This window comes from Candidatus Magnetominusculus dajiuhuensis (assembly GCF_046044395.1).
Taxonomy (GTDB): Bacteria; Nitrospirota; Thermodesulfovibrionia; order Thermodesulfovibrionales; family Magnetobacteriaceae; genus Magnetominusculus; species Magnetominusculus dajiuhuensis.
On the sequence record NZ_JBJUSG010000018.1, the window covers coordinates 1 to 15,633 of the forward strand.

Consider the following 15,633-nt stretch of genomic DNA (forward strand, 5'->3'; position numbering starts at 1 on the left):
CCCCTCTGACTATGCACACTCACAGGCGCACGATTCCGGACAAGCCGGAATGACGACAAGACAAGCCGGAATGAAAGGCCATTTTGTGCGAGAGCATGTCTTCATACTTACGTACTCATTAATAAAATATATTATTGTAGGTATGATTTAGAAATGGAATAACCCCTAAATCCGATATAGAGAAGTGAAAAGGGGGAGACTATACACCTGCGCCATGGTCGTTCGTTGAGAACATCTCCATCTGTGGCTTGACTTTGATATTTTTGACAATTTATGCTAACATATAGCACGGGGTGTGGTGTCTGCGAAGACGGGATGAGCACTCGCAGCGCAGAGCCGCATATTAGTTGTGGGCTGTGCAGATAAATCAGAGGAGGAACGGCATGGAAATACAGTGGCATGAAGGCCTGGCAACAGGGGTAGATACAATAGACAAGCAGCATAAGGAGATATTCGAGCGCATCGCTGCGCTTATCAGTGTTGACCTTGAAACTCTGGAATCAGAACAAAGGGACGCCGCACTGCATAAACTCCTTAGATTCCTGGGGGGTTATGTCATTGACCATTTTAAGGCGGAAGAGGAGTTTATGACCCGGTCACACTATCCCGAATACGACCAGCATAAGAAAGAGCATATGGAATTCCTTAAAAGCTACTCATCACTTGTACGCATGTTCGAAAAAGAGGGCGCAACTGATCTAATCGTAACGGCAACTCAAAATCAGGCCGTGGACTGGCTTATCAAACACATCAAAGGTACTGACCAGAAAGTGACTGCCTTTCTAAAAGAAAGCGGCTACTTCACTAAGGCCAAAGACAAGGTTCACTAAGAAGTCAGGCCTATTGGAAGTATAACATCTTTACGGCGGCCTTTGCGAATTCCACGAAGCGCTCAGGCATGACCCCAATCAACATGACAAACGTGGCACATACGGCAAGTGCCGCGCCGAGGGCGTGTGAGGATGTCAGCTCCATCCTCGGCCTCTGCGGTTCCTTCATATACATATACATCACAACTCTCAGATAGAAAAACGCCGATATTACGCTGAATATGACGGCCAATATGGCAAGCCACAGATAGCCGCTCCTCACAGCAGACATAAACACGTAGAACTTCCCTATAAAACCCGCCATCGGCGGTATCCCCGTCAGGGAAAACATAAACACCAGCATCGCCGCTCCTAATATGGGATGTGTCTTGCCAAGCCCCGCATAGTCGCTGATCTCCAACGCCTTGAAATCCTTCGTGTGTAACATCAGAACGACCGAAAATGCCCCTATATTCATAAACGTATATATAAACAGGTAATTCATTGTGGCAGATAAACCCTCAGGGGTCGCCGCGATTATGCCTATCAGGGCGTATCCCGCGTGGGCAACTGAGGAGTAGGCCAGCATTCTCTTTATATTTGTCTGCACCAGCGCCATTACATTACCTACACACATGGTAAGTATAGACAGCACCGACAAAATCAAAGACCACTCCACAGACATGTTCGACAAGGCATACAAAAACACCCTCCCTAATACGGCAAACCCCGCCGCCTTTGGCCCGATGGACATGAAGGCCGTCACAGGCGTAGGCGCGCCTTCATAAACATCCGGCACCCACATGTGAAACGGCACGGCGGCTATTTTAAACGCGAATGCCGAGGACAGCAGCACAAGGGCCAGCAAGGCCATAGGGTTTCCACTGACACCATGTTGCGCAATATACACGGCTATCGTCCTTAAATCCATAGAACCAGTAACACCATACAACAGCGATATGCCATAGAGAAGCAGTGCGGTGGAAAATCCCCCTGTAAGGAAATACTTAACCGCGGCCTCAGTGGATTTCGTGTCGTGCCTTACAAACCCGGCAAGTACATATGTGCTCAAGGCCATCAGCTCAAGCCCCAGATACAGGGTTATCAGATTTCCGGCAGAGGCCATAACCATCATTCCCAAGGTAGAAAACACCAGCAGACAGTAGTACTCGCCGTGAAGGGAATCCTCATCCTTCAGGTATCTGCCGGAAATCATAATTGATAGAATCAGGTTAATAAAAAAGATGAGTTTAAAAAATACGCTATAACCATCCGAGATAAACATCCCGCCAAAGACTACACCGAAGTCCCCAAATTTCAAAGAGAAAAAGGCCACTAACGCACCAGCAAGGGCAAGGCCGGCCACTACCTCTTTTCTCTTCACAAAGGCATCCACCATAAGCAGGACAAGGCCCAGCGAGGCAACTATCATCTCCGGCAACAACTTTAGCAACGGGCTTAGTTCGGAAATCTGCATTTGGCCTCCATTTTCCATATTATCCTATCTCACCACGGCCTGTATAAGTGTATTTAACGCGTGCATCTCCCCGCCTTTTAGTTTGACAAGCAGACTTGCAACCGTGGCGTCCATAAAGCCCGTGAACGCACTCGGATAAAAGCCAATCCAAAACACCAGGATTATAAGCGGCAGCAACGTAACAATCTCCCTCAGAGTGATGTCACTTAACCCCGCAATCTTTTCGTTAATGCCCGTATAGAAAACCTGTTGATAGAGCCGCAGCATATATACCGCCCCTATAATAACCCCCGTTGCGGCCAGTATGCCCGCCGTCTTATTTGCCGTAAAACCGCCGAGGATAATAAGAAACTCACCAACAAAACCATTCGTGCCGGGAAGCCCTATTGACGCAAACGTAAATACCATGAAAAAGGCTGAAAAAATTGGCATAACGCTTGCGAGGCCACCGTAGTCCGCGATTTCTCTCGTATGGCTCCTCTCATATACCATACCCACGCACAGGAACAACCCACCTGTTATCACACCGTGATTTATCATCTGGAGGATTCCCCCCTCCATGCCCTGCGTGTTGAGACTAAATATCCCCAGCGTAACAAAGCCCATGTGGCTCACCGAGCTATACGCGATAAGCCTCTTTAAATCCTTCTGGGAAAGGCATATGACGCCACCGTATATGATGGCAATAACCGAAAGGACAACCATCGCAGGGGCCATCGCCTGCGAGGCATCGGAAAACATGGGCAGCGAAAACCTGAGAAACCCATAAGCCCCCATCTTTATTAGTATAGCGGCAAGTATAACACTTCCCGCCGCCGGGGCCTCCGTATGTGCATCCGGAAGCCATGTGTGTACGGGGAACATGGGAACCTTTACGGCAAACGCGGCAAAAAATGCCCAGAACAACAACATCTGCAGATTAAAGGGAAGCTGCGTGTTCATAAGCCTGACCATGTCAAACGTCCCTGTGACGATATAAATGGCAACCACTCCAAGGAGCATCAGGACACTTCCCGTGAGCGTGTAAAGGAAAAATTTCACTGCCGCATATAACCTGTTCGGCCCGCCCCACACACCTATCAGCAGGTACATAGGTATCAGCATGGCCTCCCAAAACATGTAAAATAAAAACATATCAAGGGCGGCAAAAACCCCTATCATCGCCCCTTCAATTAACACAATAGCAATATAAAACTCCTTCACCTTGTCCTTAACAGAGTTCCACGACACCAGCACACAAAGGATAGCAATGATGGCCGAAAGCAGGACGAACAAGACGCTGATGCCGTCAACCCCGACACAATAGTTTATATGCCATGCCTCTATCCACCGGTACTGCTCCACAAACTGCATCCTGGCGCTGGTCTTGTCGAAATTCGTAAACAACGGCACCACGGCGATAAGATTGCCTATACTGGCCACAAGGGCAATCCATTTTATCGTCGTGTGCCTCTCCCTGTTTATCAGCATCAACGCGGCGGCCGCCAAAACCGGCAGCAATATCGCCGTTGTCAGCACACAAGACTGTTCAATAGGGCATACTGTATTGATCATAAGCCTGTTATCCTTATCCTTTGGCCTGTCATTTGGCCGGCCCCGTGCCTAAAAGCACTAAAACTGCCAGCAAAAACACCCCGACAGCCATTACTAACGCATAATGCAGGACCACGCCGGTCTGAATCCTTCGCAGCTTTTGCCCCGACCACTGCACAAGCGCGGGAACCCCGTTCACTATCCCTTCAATAAACATCTTGTCAGTAACCCTATCAAGGATATTTTCTGACACCCAATAGCACGGCCTTACGATGATAAGGCCATAAAACTCATCCACATAGTATTTGTTAAATAAAAGTTTATATACCGGGGCAAACGTGGTTGCAATCTTCTTTGGAAGCTCAGGGCGTTTCAGATAGAAAAACGCCGCCGACGCCACTCCGAAAACGGCAACTACGACCGAGACGGCCATAGCCAACCACTCATGAGACATCTCACCCTCTGCGGGGGAGTGAATCGCCCCTTCCACATGTTCCGCCGACACAAGGCCCGTCACCTTGCCCAAAAATCCGGCAATCCAGTCATGCCCGCCAAGTATATGCGGCACACCGGCGTATCCGGCCACTATCGCCCCTACGCTTAACACTACCAGAGGTATCGTCATCGAAGACGGGGATTCATGCAGGTGGTGTTTCTGCTCCTCCGTGCCCCTGAACGTCCCGTGAAACGCCAAAAATAATATCCTGAAACTATAAAACGCCGTCAAAAGGGCTGTTACCACCCCGATTATCCAGACAAACTTCCCCACGGGGCTGCCTGAGGACAGTGCCTTCCACAGTATCTCGTCCTTGCTGAAAAACCCCGAAAGACCCGGTATACCGGCTATGCTCAGAGAGGCAATTAACATCGTCCAGTATGTCACGGGCATGAATTTTTTCAGGCCACCCATCTTTTGCACGTCAAGCTCCCCGCCCATCGCGTGCATTACCGAACCGGCACACAAAAACAGGCAGGCCTTAAAAAACGCGTGCGTGTAGAGGTGAAATATCCCCGCGGAAAACGCCCCCACCCCACAGGCCACAAACATATAACCTAGTTGGCTCACCGTTGAGTACGCCACAACGCGCTTTATATCGTTTTGAACAAGGGCAATAGTTGCCGCAAAAATCGCCGTTAGTCCGCCCGTAATTGCAACCACATTCATCGCAACAGGCGACAGCGTAAAGATGGGATTTGCCCTCGCAACCAAAAACACACCCGCCGTTACCATCGTTGCCGCATGGATGAGGGCGCTTACAGGCGTTGGGCCTTCCATCGCGTCAGGCAGCCACACGTGAAGCGGCAGTTGTGCGGATTTCCCCACCGCGCCGCAAAACAGCAAGAGCGCTATCAAGGTGGGCAAATTCACCTCCAACCCGCAAATCATCACCGTTGCAGAGGCAATAACGCCCAGATTTTTGAAGACATCGGCATAGTGCAGGCTGCCGAAGTTCAGAAATATCAGTATCACGCCAAGTCCAAACCCAAAATCACCAAACCGATTTACGATAAACGCCTTCTTTGCGGCATCGGCGGCAGATTTCTTTTCATACCAAAATCCTATCAGGAAATATGAGCAAAGACCCACGGCCTCCCATCCGAAATAGAGCTGGAGGAAATTATTCGACATCACAAGCATAAGCATAGAAAACGTAAACAGGCTTAGAAAAGAGAAAAACCTCGGATAGCCATCATCGCCGTGCATATAACCAATGGAATATACATGTACGAGAAAACTCACCGATGTCACCACAATCAGCATTATGGCCGTCAGTTGATCAATCAAAAACCCTGCTGACACCTTAAATGTACCCGAAACTATCCACGTATAGAGGTCCTGATTTATGACCGTCCCGGAGGACGCCTCAATAAACGCCCTGACTGAAAGAAACAACGAAACCGCCACCGCCGCCGTTGCAACCAGATGGGCGCGGCGCTTTATCAACGCCTTGCCTAACACTATGTTCAGCACAAAGGCCAGAAGCGGCAGAAGAGGTATAAGTATATAGCACCTGATGTCCATCAGCTATCCCTTTAACTCGTTAAGGTCGTCCACAGTTATCGTCTCCTTGTTTCTAAAGAGCAGTATTACAAGGGCAAGCCCTATTGCGGCCTCTGCCGCGGCAACTGCTATTATGAAAAACACCATCACCTGCCCCGCCAAATCCTCAAGATAGTGGCTCAGCGCAATGAGGCTTATATTCACACCGTTAAACATTATCTCAACAGACAGGAGCATTATAATAATATTGCGCCTCGTGACAAAACCAAACATCCCTATACAAAACACCATGCCACTAAGCCACAGGTACCAATTCAAGGGTATCATCTATCTTAACCTCTTTTTTGCCAGCACAATTGCCCCAATGATTGCCACCAAAAGCACCAGCGAGGCAACCTCAAAGGGAAACAGGTACTGCGTATATAACACCGTCCCCACGGCCACCGTCTGAGTTGCCCGCTCGATTTGGGCGATACCCCAAACCCCCTTCGTGCCTATGTGCACGGTAAGCATTGACATCAATATTACCATGAGTATGCCGGAGCTTACCAGTAAACCCATCGGCCATACCGCGATGAACTGTTTTTTACGAACGTCTTCCCGCAGATTTAAGAGCATTATGACAAACAAAAACAACACCATAATAGCCCCCGCATAGACGATTATCTGAACCGCCGATATAAACTCCGCGTTTAGAAACAGATACAGCCCCGCTATATGAAAAAACAGCAGCAGCATATACAAAACGCCGTGCAAGACCTGCCTCCTCGTGATGGCCATTAAAGACATCGCCACTATCACCACTGCAAAATAAAAGAAAAATACCTGATTTATCATCTATGGCGTTCCCGTATGGTGTAACAGAATCTTCAACACAGCGGTTATCACAATGTTCGCAAGTGACAGGGGAATCAGCACCTTCCACCCGATTGCCATAAGCTGGTCATACCTGTACCTGGGAAGGGTTGACCGTATCCAGTAATAAAAGAATATACACATGTAGAGCTTCATTATAAACCACACAATCCCCGGCACCACCCCAAGAAACGGCAGCATTTTTAAGACGAACGGGGGGATAGTCCATCCACCAAGGAAACACAGCACGGCTATGGAGGACATTATTATCATGCCCGTATATTCGGCCATAAAAAACAGCGCGAAACGCATCCCGCTATATTCGGTAAAAAACCCCGCTATGAGTTCCTGCTCGGCCTCAGGCAGGTCAAACGGCGACCTGTTGGTCTCGGCTATTGCTGACACCACAAACACAAAAAACCCAAGCCACTGCGCCGTTATGTACATCCCTCCGGGGTAGCGGCTTTGCGCGTTTACTATATCCGTAATATTCAGCGAACCCGCCATCACCATAACGCCAACCAGACTAAGCCCCAGCGGCACCTCGTAGCTGATGACCTGGGCTGAGGCCCTCAGGCTGCCCAAAAACGAGAACTTTGAATTCGACGCCCAACCGCCCAATATAACCCCATAGACGGCCAGCGAAGACATGGCAAACAGAAAGAGAAGCCCGATATTGATATTGGCAATTACAAAACCGTTAAAAAATGGCACCACAGCCAGCGAAGAAAGCGCCGCCATAAGCCCCAGCACCGGGGCCATAAAGAATATCGGCTTGTCCGCGTTTGTGGGTATTATGTCCTCTTTAAAGAACGATTTGATGCCGTCGGCTATCGGCTGCAACAGTCCATACGGGCCTACGACCATCGGCCCAAGACGGTTTTGCATCCGCCCGATGACCTTTCTCTCGAAATACGTGGCATAGGCAACATGGAGCATCACGCCCCCAAGCACAACGGCTATCTTCACTATGATAAAGCCAATAGTCCACAGCCACTGCGGTATGCCGAACCTCGCCGTCTCCAGCGCTATCAGTGTTGACATATTATCGCGTCCCGCATATTTTATTTATAATTGCTGTCATATCCACGCCAATATAAACCTATTGTTGATGTTTTTATTATAATTTCTCAATTACAACCTCGTTATCAGTCAACACCATGCACCCCAGCACGGGGTCAACCGCATAGCCGGTGAGCGCGTTAAAACTTACCTTCTCAAACGTATTTGACAACATCACTGTGCCCTCAGGGCAGTCTATAACTATCTTCAGCGTCACAACGGCAGCGCCCCTGGCCGTCCTTACCCTTACAGTGTCGTCGTTTCGCAGGCCAAGCCTGTCGGCCTCAATGGGATTTATCGCCAGGTACGGCTCAGGGCTTACGCTTAGTATGGCCTTTGATTTTCTTGTCGTTGAGCCTGTGTGAAACAGAGACCTCTCAGGCAGTAAAGCCAGCTTGCAGGGCTGCGTGGCACACTCAGGTGAGTTGTGCTGGACTGCCGGTAAAATCTCAAGGCCCTCTACCACGAAATCCTCCGCCCCGCCCTGAAATTGAACCGAGCCGTATGGCCACATGAGGCCGCCCTTTATTATATCTTCGTACTCCGACGCCGAGTGAAGCGCCGAGACCTGTATCATCTCCTGCCATACCTCTTTGGAATCGGCATAGGTTTCGTTCATGCCCAGTGCCCTGGCAATCTCGGCAATTACCCTCCATTCGCTTCTGCCTGTGGGAACATCTGAACCCTTTCTCAGAAATTGAATCCTTCCCCCGAGGTTAGTCATCGTGCCGTCTTTTTCTGACCACGCAGCCGCCGGAAGCACCACATGGGCGTGGCGCGCTGTCTCGGTCATAAAAATATCCTGTACCACGAGCAAATCAAGCGACCGCATCGCCCTTTCTGTCTTTTCCCTGTCAGGGAGGTTAAAAATGGGGTTTTCGCCCATTACATAAAGCGCCTTCAGTGTGCCGTTGCCCGCCCCTTCGATCATCTCAAAGAGATTCATACCCTTTTCTGACGGTACGGACATAGCCACGCCGTTTTTGAGCCTCAACTGCCCCGGCCTTACCGGCAACCCGCCCGGAATGGACTCCGGTACGCATCCCATGTCTATAAGGCCGCGGTAGTTTGCCTTTTTCGAAAGCAGATAGACACGCGCGTCCATTAGGTAGGCAATCGCTGCAACTAAAAACAGATTCTTTGAAGGAATGCCAGACTGCAACAATGTCGGGCCGATAACAACTACCGGGTTTTTCAGCCTGCTGAGGTCGTCTATGGCCTCTTCCATATTTTCAAGCAGGACTCCGGTTGCCCTGAGTTCTGGCTCACATGGAATCCGCAGCGCCTTTATCTTTGTCTCTATATAGGGATTCTTCCCGCTATAACCTTTCATCTCGGCAAGGCCGATTACGATTGTATTGAGTACCGTCTCCTCGTGCCGAGGCACTGAGTTAAGGTCGTAGTTGATAAAATTCCCAAGTCCACCGGGCTGCCCTGACACGACTACCTTTGCCCCATGCCTCCAGGCCGCCCTTATCTGAACGCCCAGGACGGGGTTTATGGCGGTGGGGTCGCCTCCTGCCACGAAGATACCGTCCGACTTTTCTATATCAGATATCGAATTTGCCGTTGCCGCCGTGCCAAAGATTTTTTCGATATACGCCTTTGCCGGGGCGTAATAGAGCCTTGCCGTGGAATCTATGTTGTTTGAGCCGATGACAAATCTGATTAATTTCTGGAGCATATAGTTGTCTTCGTTTGAACACATGCCTGAGGCAAGCGCCCCAATTGCCTTTGGGGAGTGCCTTAATTTAATATCCTTGAGGTGTGTTGTGATGTATGCAAGGGCCTTTTCCCAGCTTGCTGGCTCAAGTACCCCGTTTACCCTTATCATCGGGGTTGTTAATCTGCCTTCGCTTTCCACGTAGTCATAGCCGAAACGCCCGCGTACACACAGAAGCCCCTTGTTAACGCCCGTGCCGAGCATTGGAATCGTCCTTATTATCGTTGCCGCCCTCATCTGCAAGTACATCGTGCAGCCCACGCCGCAGAAACCGCACACGGTCTCTACCTCTTTCTCCACATACCACGGCCTGTAACTGTGCCTGTGGAGCCTTGACATAATCGCCCCTACCGGACATACCGTAAGACAGTTGCCGCAGTATTCGCAGTTGTACTTGTCGCCGGAGAATGGCTCTACAAAGGAATGCGCCCCCCTGCCAGTTACCGCTATTGCGTAAGCGCCCTGGGCCTCGCCGCACATCCTCGTACATCGGGCGCACAGGATACAGCGCTGCATGTTCCTTACGATAAACGGGTCATTGACGTTTTCCGGGTGTGTGCGCTTGCCCTCGGCAAACCGGCTATCGCTGCCGCCGAAGCGGGCGGCATAGTCCTGAAGCAGACACTCCCCTGCCTTGTCACAAACGGGGCAGTCAAGCGGGTGGTTTATCAGCAGAAACTCAAGTATCGCCCTTCTTGCCTTATCAACCTGTTCAGTTTCTGTAAAAACGACCATCCCCTCGTTAACCTTTGTGGTGCAGGCGGTCTGAAGGCGCGGTACGCGCTCTATCTCTACAAGGCACATTCTGCAGCCGCCATAAGGCTCCAGGCCCTTCAGGTGGCAAAGCGTGGGAATGAATATTCCAGCACTCTTTGCCGCGTCAAGGATTGAAGAGTCTCTTCCCGCCTCTACTTGCTGTCCATCTATCATTAATTTGACCATATAATCAGTCCAGCTCTCCCATTGCCAGTTGTCCCCATCTTTGAGATGGATCGGTTACCTCACATTTTTTGTATTTCACATGATACTCAAACTCCCCGCGGTAGCGTTTCATTGCCGAAAGGAGTACATGGGCAGCGCCATCACCAAGGGGGCAAAAGGTCTTACCCACCACATTTAAGGCCACATCCTCAAGCATGGCAAGGTCTTCCATATCGGCCATTCCATCTTCGATTCGTCCGAGGATTGTCCTCATCCAGCTTGTGCCCTCTCTGCATGGCGTACACTTCCCGCAGGATTCATGTTCAAAAAAGCGCATCGCCCGTTCATATATTTTTACAATACACATGGTGTCGTCCAGCACGATAATCGCCCCGGAGCCTAGCATACTGCCGTGCTTGGCCAAATTTGCGAAGTCCATCGGACAGTCAATATCATTTGGTGTCAATATGGAAGTTGACAGGCCGCCGGGTATAACACCCTTGAGCGCGCGCCCCCCACGTATGCCGCCGCAGCAATCATAGATTATCTCCCTGAGCGGCGTGCCAAAGGGCAGCTCATACACACCGGGTTTGTTTACCGCCCCGCTTACACAAAACAGCTTTGTGCCCGGTGAGTCCTTCGTCCCCAGAAACGAGTAGGCCTTAGGAGAGGTCTCTATTATATACGGTATGTTTGCAAACGTCTCTACGTTATTTACAATTGTGGGCTTGGCCCATGCCCCCGCGTTGACGGGAAATGGCGGCTTGATACGCGGCTCACCACGTCTGCCCTCAAGGGAATTTATCAGGGCGGTCTCCTCGCCGCATATATAGGCGCCCGCCCCTCTGTGGACGGTCAGATTAAACCGGAAGTGTTTAGACATTATGTCGTTGCCGAGAAAACCCTTTTCGTATGCCTCTTTTATGGCGTCGTTTAATCTTTTTTCCACATGGGGATATTCCGCCCTTACATATATGTAGCCGCGAACTGACTGAAGGGCATAGGCCGCAATCACCATCCCCTCTATCAACTGGTGCGGATTTCTCTCCAGAATAACACGGTCTTTAAAGGTTCCAGGCTCTCCCTCGTCGGCGTTGCATACGATATACTTAGGAAACTTAGGGTCTAAAGACGCAAACTGCCACTTCGTCCCCGTCAAAAACCCCGCCCCGCCACGGCCCCGCAGCCCGGACTTCTTGATATCGTCTATGATATCCCTCGGCGTCATCTCGTTTAAGGCGTGTTCAATGGCAAAGTAGCCCCCCGCCTTTATATACTCCTCTATGCGGTGAGAGTTGGGGTTTTCTATATTTCTCAGTATTATATTTTTCATTTATTTATATTTATCAACCATTTATTTATAGTTTTCCAGAATTTCCTTTATATTGTCTATCGTAAGATTGAAGTGGCAGTCATCGTTTACAAGCATGGCGGGGGCCTTGTCGCACGCCCCGATGCATTCCATTATCACAAGCGAAAACCTGCCGTCAGCGGTTGTCCCGCCGTGTGAGAGGCCGTAGGTATTTTCAAGAAATTCCTCAAGCGTATCGGCACCCATTATAAGACAGGCCACGTTTGTACAAAGATATATGACGTGCCTGCCCATTGGCCTTGTCTTGTAAAGGGAGTAAAACGTAACGACACCTTTGACCTCGGCGGAAGGCACTCCCGTCAGTCTTGAAACCGACTCAAGGGCCTCTTCACTGAGCCAGCCATAAAGCTCCTGAGCCGCATAGAGGACTGGCAGAAGGACTGAGCGCGTATGTGGATAGAGCTTCTTAAGGACCTTTATCTTGTCCTTCAGTCTGCGGCTTTTATCCACAACCGCCGTATCTGCCGCGCCAATAGTGGTATCCATCGCCTTTATTATCCCCTCTTAAACATATATGACGACAGGTCCATGTACTGCCTGTTCATATCCCTTATTATCTCACAAAGCTGAATGCCAATATTTCTGTACACCTTCGCGGTGAGTGACGGATTGTCGGTAATGAGCTTGTCGAAGTCGCTCTTTTCCATCTTGACCACCTCAATGTCCTTATCCGCAATGGTCATAGCCGTATGGTCGGTGCCGTCAATGAAGGACATCAGGCCGAAACTCTCCCCCTGCTTTACGCTGGCATATGGGAGGACGTCTCCATCCTGTGTTAACCTGCATATTCTCACCTTGCCCTTTAAGAGAAAATAGAGTGTACCGCCCTTTTCACCCTCATTGTAAATGACATCGTTGATTCCATAGTTCTTTCTTTCGAACAGGTCCGACAGCAGCGCCTTATCGGTGTCGTCTAACCCATCGAATATCCCAAACTGCCCAAACACCTCTTTGAATCCCATAATCTAAAACCCCTTACGTTATCCGTATTTTAATCATTTATATTCACCTGTCACATTCACCCAGGACTACATCAATGGAGCCGATGTTAGCCACGACGTCGGCAATAAAACCCCCTTCGCAGAGCCTCGGCAGCGCTGAAACGTGTATGAAAGACGGCGACCTGATTCTCATCCTATAGGGCTTACCCGTGCCGTCGCTTATGATATAAAACCCCAGCTCGCCTTTGGGCACCTCAGTGGCGACATATACCTCGCCGGGCGGGGCGGTCATCGGCCCCTTTGTTATCAGCGTAAAGTGGTGAATCAGTGATTCCATGTTATTGAGCACCTTGTCCTTTGGCGGCAGGGTGTATTTAGGCGAATCTGTCGTCATTATCGGCCCGGTTGGCAGGGCCTCTATGCACTGCCTCACAATGGCATTGGATTGCCTCAGCTCCTCCATTCGACAGAGATACCGGTCATAGACATCGCCGTTCTTCCCCACGGGAACCTCGAACTGTACGAGGTCATAGGCGTCATATGGGAAGTGCTTACGCACGTCATAGTCAACACCACTGCCACGAAGCGCGGCACCCGTCAGGCCGTAGTTTACAGCCTCCTCGGCAGAGATAATCCCAACCCCAACGGTTCGCTTTAGCCAGATTCTGTTGACATTTATCAGCGTCTCATACTCTTTAATCTTGCCAGGAAAATCCTCGGTGAACTGGTAGAGTGTGTCTATGAACTCCTGAGACACATCGTTTCTGACGCCGCCGATGCGCGGGTAACTCACAGTGAGCCTCGCGCCGCAGAGCATCTCAAAAAGCTCCAATATACGCTCCCTCTCTCTGAAGGCATAGAGAAACACGGTCATTGCCCCAATGTCAAGGGCGTGAGTTGCCAGCCACAGCAGGTGGCTTGCGATTCTTGACATCTCAGACACCATTGTCCGAATATACCTGGCCCTCAGGGGCGGGGCAATATCAAACAGCCTTTCCACGGCAATGCAGTATCCCACATCGTTTGTCATTGACGATATGTAGTCAAGCCTGTCCATCAGGGGGATGGACTGGAGATATGTCATACCTTCGGCCAGCTTTTCTGTGCCGCGGTGCAGATACCCCACATAGGGGGTGCATTTAATGATGGTCTCGCCGCTTACCTCAAGCCTCAGGCGAAGTACGCCGTGCGTAGAGGGGTGCTGCGGCCCCATGTTGATGGCCATCTCTTTAGTCTTTAGCTCTTTAGTCTCATCCATTAATCATCTCACTTAATTATCTCACTGCCGTTATATTATAATTATCTCGTCATAATATGATACTACTTCTTATTATACCAGCCGAATTTCTTGAAATCCTCTGATTTTTTAAGCACTTCTTTGAATCCGCCCCACTCCTCGCCTTCTGGGCCAGCCGTGGGGTAGTCCTTTCTCAGTGGATGGCCGTCCCAGTCTTCGGGCATAAGGATTCTTCTTAAGTCAGGATGCCCCTCAAAGACAATCCCGTACATGTCAAAGCACTCCCGTTCGTGCCAGTCGGCGGTCTTCCAGACGCTGACGACACTCTGGATGGGTTCTTTATCGGGCACCTGGACGTTCAGGCGTATTGTGTGCCTGTGGGCCATGGAGTACAGATTATACACAACCTCAAATCGCGGGGTCTTTATTTTCCTGTAATCAACTCCGCAGACATCCCGCAGATAATCAAACCGCAGCTCAGGCGTACTGGCAAGCCACCCTGCAATCTCAAGTATCTTGTCTTTTTTTAGGGTAACACCGGTCTGTCCGCGAAATTCCTTTACCGCGATGACCTCACCGGGGAATTCTTTATTGAGGGTGTCGGCTATTTTAGAGGGCTCCACCGCATCCTCTCTTTACTGATAATGGCCTGGAGTTTTATTATGCCGTCAAAAAGCGCCTCGGGCCTCGGTGGACACCCGGGGACATACACATCAACGGGAAGGAATAAGTCACAGCCCTGCACCACACTATAAGTCCTGTAAACATTGCCCGTACAGGCACAGCTGCCCATTGCGATGACATACTTAGGTTCGGGCATCTGGTCATAGACTTTTCTTACGATAGGGGCCATCTTTTTTGTCACCGTACCGGCTACAATCACGCAATCTGCCTGCCGCGGTGACCCCCTAAAAATTATTCCCAGCCGGTCAAGGTCGTAGTGGCTTGACCCGGCGGCCATCATCTCAATTGCACAGCAGGCAAGCCCGAATGTTACCGGCCACAGGGACGACTTTCGCCCCCAGTTGATAACCTTATCCAACGAGGTGATAATAGTATTAGCGCCGGGGATAACCTTAATCCCCTCCTCGACATCAACCAGCCCCAGAGCACCGTCAATAATCATTACAGCGCCCTACCCTTGCATATTTTAAGTGCGTTAATCCCATACAAAGGCATCTTTCCTCCACGCGTAGATATACCCAACTACCAGCACCACGATAAACAGCAGCATCTCTATGAGGGCATACAGGCCAATTTTATCAAACGACACCGCCCATGGATAAAGAAACACGGCCTCAACGTCGAACACGACGAACAATATGGCGATGATGTAATATTGTACAGAGAATTTTTGGCGAGGCTCACCCTCTGGCACCATACCGGACTCATAGGTAGAGAGTTTTTCGTCATAGGGCCTGCGCGGCCTGAGAAGATAGCCAAAGAGGAGGCTGCCGAGGCCGAAGCACAGCGCGATAATCATAAAAATCAAGACCGGCAGATAACCAACCGGCGTATACGTTCCAGGCATAGAGAAAACCACCCTCGCTCAATCGCGCAACTGGCGCGGATTCCTACAACATCGGGCAAACGCCCGCATCTGACTGACCTATTAAACACCAAAGGCTCAGACATTGTCAACAATAAAATTTGACACAGTCAAGCCAAAGTAAAAATGTGATGTCACGTAGAATTAATTCA

The 15,633-nt window shown here is 50.1% G+C and carries 15 protein-coding genes; 1 reads left to right on the top strand and 14 read right to left on the bottom strand.

Features of this window, described 5'->3' with window-relative positions; genetic code table 11:
• The first annotated feature begins 383 nt into the window (after positions 1 to 383).
• Positions 384 to 830, top strand: coding sequence for a bacteriohemerythrin (locus AB7D94_RS04195; RefSeq protein ID WP_420264473.1), 447 nt, complete (start codon positions 384 to 386; stop codon positions 828 to 830).
• 10 nt (positions 831 to 840) lie between these two features.
• Here AB7D94_RS04195 and AB7D94_RS04200 read toward each other — a convergent pair whose 3' ends face one another.
• From AB7D94_RS04200 to AB7D94_RS04265, 14 genes are all read right to left on the bottom strand, one after another.
• Entirely contained in the window at positions 841 to 2,286 is a 1,446-nt protein-coding gene (locus AB7D94_RS04200; protein WP_420264474.1) for an NADH-quinone oxidoreductase subunit N, read from the bottom strand.
• A 24-nt stretch (positions 2,287 to 2,310) separates the two neighbouring features.
• Positions 2,311 to 3,840, bottom strand: coding sequence for an NADH-quinone oxidoreductase subunit M (locus AB7D94_RS04205; protein ID WP_420264475.1), 1,530 nt, complete (start codon positions 3,838 to 3,840; stop codon positions 2,311 to 2,313).
• Between the two features lie 28 nt (positions 3,841 to 3,868).
• Entirely contained in the window at positions 3,869 to 5,842 is a 1,974-nt protein-coding gene (gene nuoL, locus AB7D94_RS04210) for an NADH-quinone oxidoreductase subunit L (protein ID WP_420264476.1), read from the bottom strand.
• Positions 5,843 to 5,845: 3 nt separating this feature from the next.
• Positions 5,846 to 6,148 (bottom strand): NADH-quinone oxidoreductase subunit NuoK, encoded by a 303-nt coding sequence (gene nuoK, locus AB7D94_RS04215; protein ID WP_420264477.1) that lies wholly within the window; start codon positions 6,146 to 6,148, stop codon positions 5,846 to 5,848.
• Complete coding sequence (locus AB7D94_RS04220; RefSeq protein ID WP_420264478.1) at positions 6,149 to 6,658, bottom strand: NADH-quinone oxidoreductase subunit J family protein; 510 nt, start codon at positions 6,656 to 6,658, stop codon at positions 6,149 to 6,151.
• Positions 6,659 to 7,720, bottom strand: coding sequence for an NADH-quinone oxidoreductase subunit NuoH (gene nuoH, locus AB7D94_RS04225; protein WP_420264479.1), 1,062 nt, complete (start codon positions 7,718 to 7,720; stop codon positions 6,659 to 6,661). It lies immediately after the preceding gene.
• Between the two features lie 76 nt (positions 7,721 to 7,796).
• Positions 7,797 to 10,403, bottom strand: coding sequence for an NADH-quinone oxidoreductase subunit NuoG (gene nuoG / locus AB7D94_RS04230; protein WP_420264480.1), 2,607 nt, complete (start codon positions 10,401 to 10,403; stop codon positions 7,797 to 7,799).
• 4 nt (positions 10,404 to 10,407) lie between these two features.
• Positions 10,408 to 11,715, bottom strand: a complete 1,308-nt coding sequence (gene nuoF, locus AB7D94_RS04235) for an NADH-quinone oxidoreductase subunit NuoF (RefSeq protein WP_420264481.1) — start codon at positions 11,713 to 11,715, stop codon at positions 10,408 to 10,410.
• Between the two features lie 21 nt (positions 11,716 to 11,736).
• Positions 11,737 to 12,240, bottom strand: coding sequence for an NADH-quinone oxidoreductase subunit NuoE (gene nuoE, locus AB7D94_RS04240; protein ID WP_420264482.1), 504 nt, complete (start codon positions 12,238 to 12,240; stop codon positions 11,737 to 11,739).
• A gap of 8 nt (positions 12,241 to 12,248) precedes the next feature.
• Positions 12,249 to 12,716 (bottom strand): Crp/Fnr family transcriptional regulator, encoded by a 468-nt coding sequence (locus AB7D94_RS04245; protein WP_420264483.1) that lies wholly within the window; start codon positions 12,714 to 12,716, stop codon positions 12,249 to 12,251.
• A 43-nt stretch (positions 12,717 to 12,759) separates the two neighbouring features.
• Positions 12,760 to 13,953 carry an NADH dehydrogenase (quinone) subunit D gene (gene nuoD, locus AB7D94_RS04250; protein ID WP_420264484.1) on the bottom strand — a complete coding sequence of 398 codons (1,194 nt, stop codon included), beginning with the start codon at positions 13,951 to 13,953 and terminating at the stop codon, positions 12,760 to 12,762.
• Between the two features lie 62 nt (positions 13,954 to 14,015).
• Positions 14,016 to 14,555 carry an NADH-quinone oxidoreductase subunit C gene (locus tag AB7D94_RS04255; RefSeq protein WP_420264485.1) on the bottom strand — a complete coding sequence of 180 codons (540 nt, stop codon included), beginning with the start codon at positions 14,553 to 14,555 and terminating at the stop codon, positions 14,016 to 14,018.
• On the bottom strand, positions 14,537 to 15,058 hold the full coding sequence (locus AB7D94_RS04260) for an NADH-quinone oxidoreductase subunit B (protein WP_420264486.1): 522 nt from the start codon (positions 15,056 to 15,058) through the stop codon (positions 14,537 to 14,539). Before AB7D94_RS04260 ends, AB7D94_RS04255 begins: the two co-directional genes overlap by 19 nt.
• 33 nt (positions 15,059 to 15,091) lie before the next feature.
• Positions 15,092 to 15,463, bottom strand: a complete 372-nt coding sequence (locus tag AB7D94_RS04265; protein ID WP_420264487.1) for an NADH-quinone oxidoreductase subunit A — start codon at positions 15,461 to 15,463, stop codon at positions 15,092 to 15,094.
• Between the last annotated feature and the right edge of the window lie 170 nt (positions 15,464 to 15,633).

Excerpts from the sequence above, each read along its gene's own strand:
- AB7D94_RS04260 (WP_420264486.1), bottom strand. The coding sequence starts at position 15,058 with ATGATTATTGACGGTGCTCTGGGGCTGGTTGATGTCGAGGAGGGGATT.
- nuoD (WP_420264484.1), bottom strand. The coding sequence starts at position 13,953 with ATGGATGAGACTAAAGAGCTAAAGACTAAAGAGATGGCCATCAACATG.
- nuoH (WP_420264479.1), bottom strand. The coding sequence starts at position 7,720 with ATGTCAACACTGATAGCGCTGGAGACGGCGAGGTTCGGCATACCGCAG.
- AB7D94_RS04205 (WP_420264475.1), bottom strand. The coding sequence starts at position 3,840 with ATGATCAATACAGTATGCCCTATTGAACAGTCTTGTGTGCTGACAACG.
- nuoE (WP_420264482.1), bottom strand. The coding sequence starts at position 12,240 with ATGGATACCACTATTGGCGCGGCAGATACGGCGGTTGTGGATAAAAGC.
- AB7D94_RS04220 (WP_420264478.1), bottom strand. The coding sequence starts at position 6,658 with ATGATAAATCAGGTATTTTTCTTTTATTTTGCAGTGGTGATAGTGGCG.
- AB7D94_RS04195 (WP_420264473.1), top strand. The coding sequence starts at position 384 with ATGGAAATACAGTGGCATGAAGGCCTGGCAACAGGGGTAGATACAATA.
- AB7D94_RS04245 (WP_420264483.1), bottom strand. The coding sequence starts at position 12,716 with ATGGGATTCAAAGAGGTGTTTGGGCAGTTTGGGATATTCGATGGGTTA.
- AB7D94_RS04200 (WP_420264474.1), bottom strand. The coding sequence starts at position 2,286 with ATGCAGATTTCCGAACTAAGCCCGTTGCTAAAGTTGTTGCCGGAGATG.
- AB7D94_RS04265 (WP_420264487.1), bottom strand. The coding sequence starts at position 15,463 with ATGCCTGGAACGTATACGCCGGTTGGTTATCTGCCGGTCTTGATTTTT.
- nuoF (WP_420264481.1), bottom strand. The coding sequence starts at position 11,715 with ATGAAAAATATAATACTGAGAAATATAGAAAACCCCAACTCTCACCGC.
- nuoK (WP_420264477.1), bottom strand. The coding sequence starts at position 6,148 with ATGATACCCTTGAATTGGTACCTGTGGCTTAGTGGCATGGTGTTTTGT.
- nuoL (WP_420264476.1), bottom strand. The coding sequence starts at position 5,842 with ATGGACATCAGGTGCTATATACTTATACCTCTTCTGCCGCTTCTGGCC.
- nuoG (WP_420264480.1), bottom strand. The coding sequence starts at position 10,403 with ATGGTCAAATTAATGATAGATGGACAGCAAGTAGAGGCGGGAAGAGAC.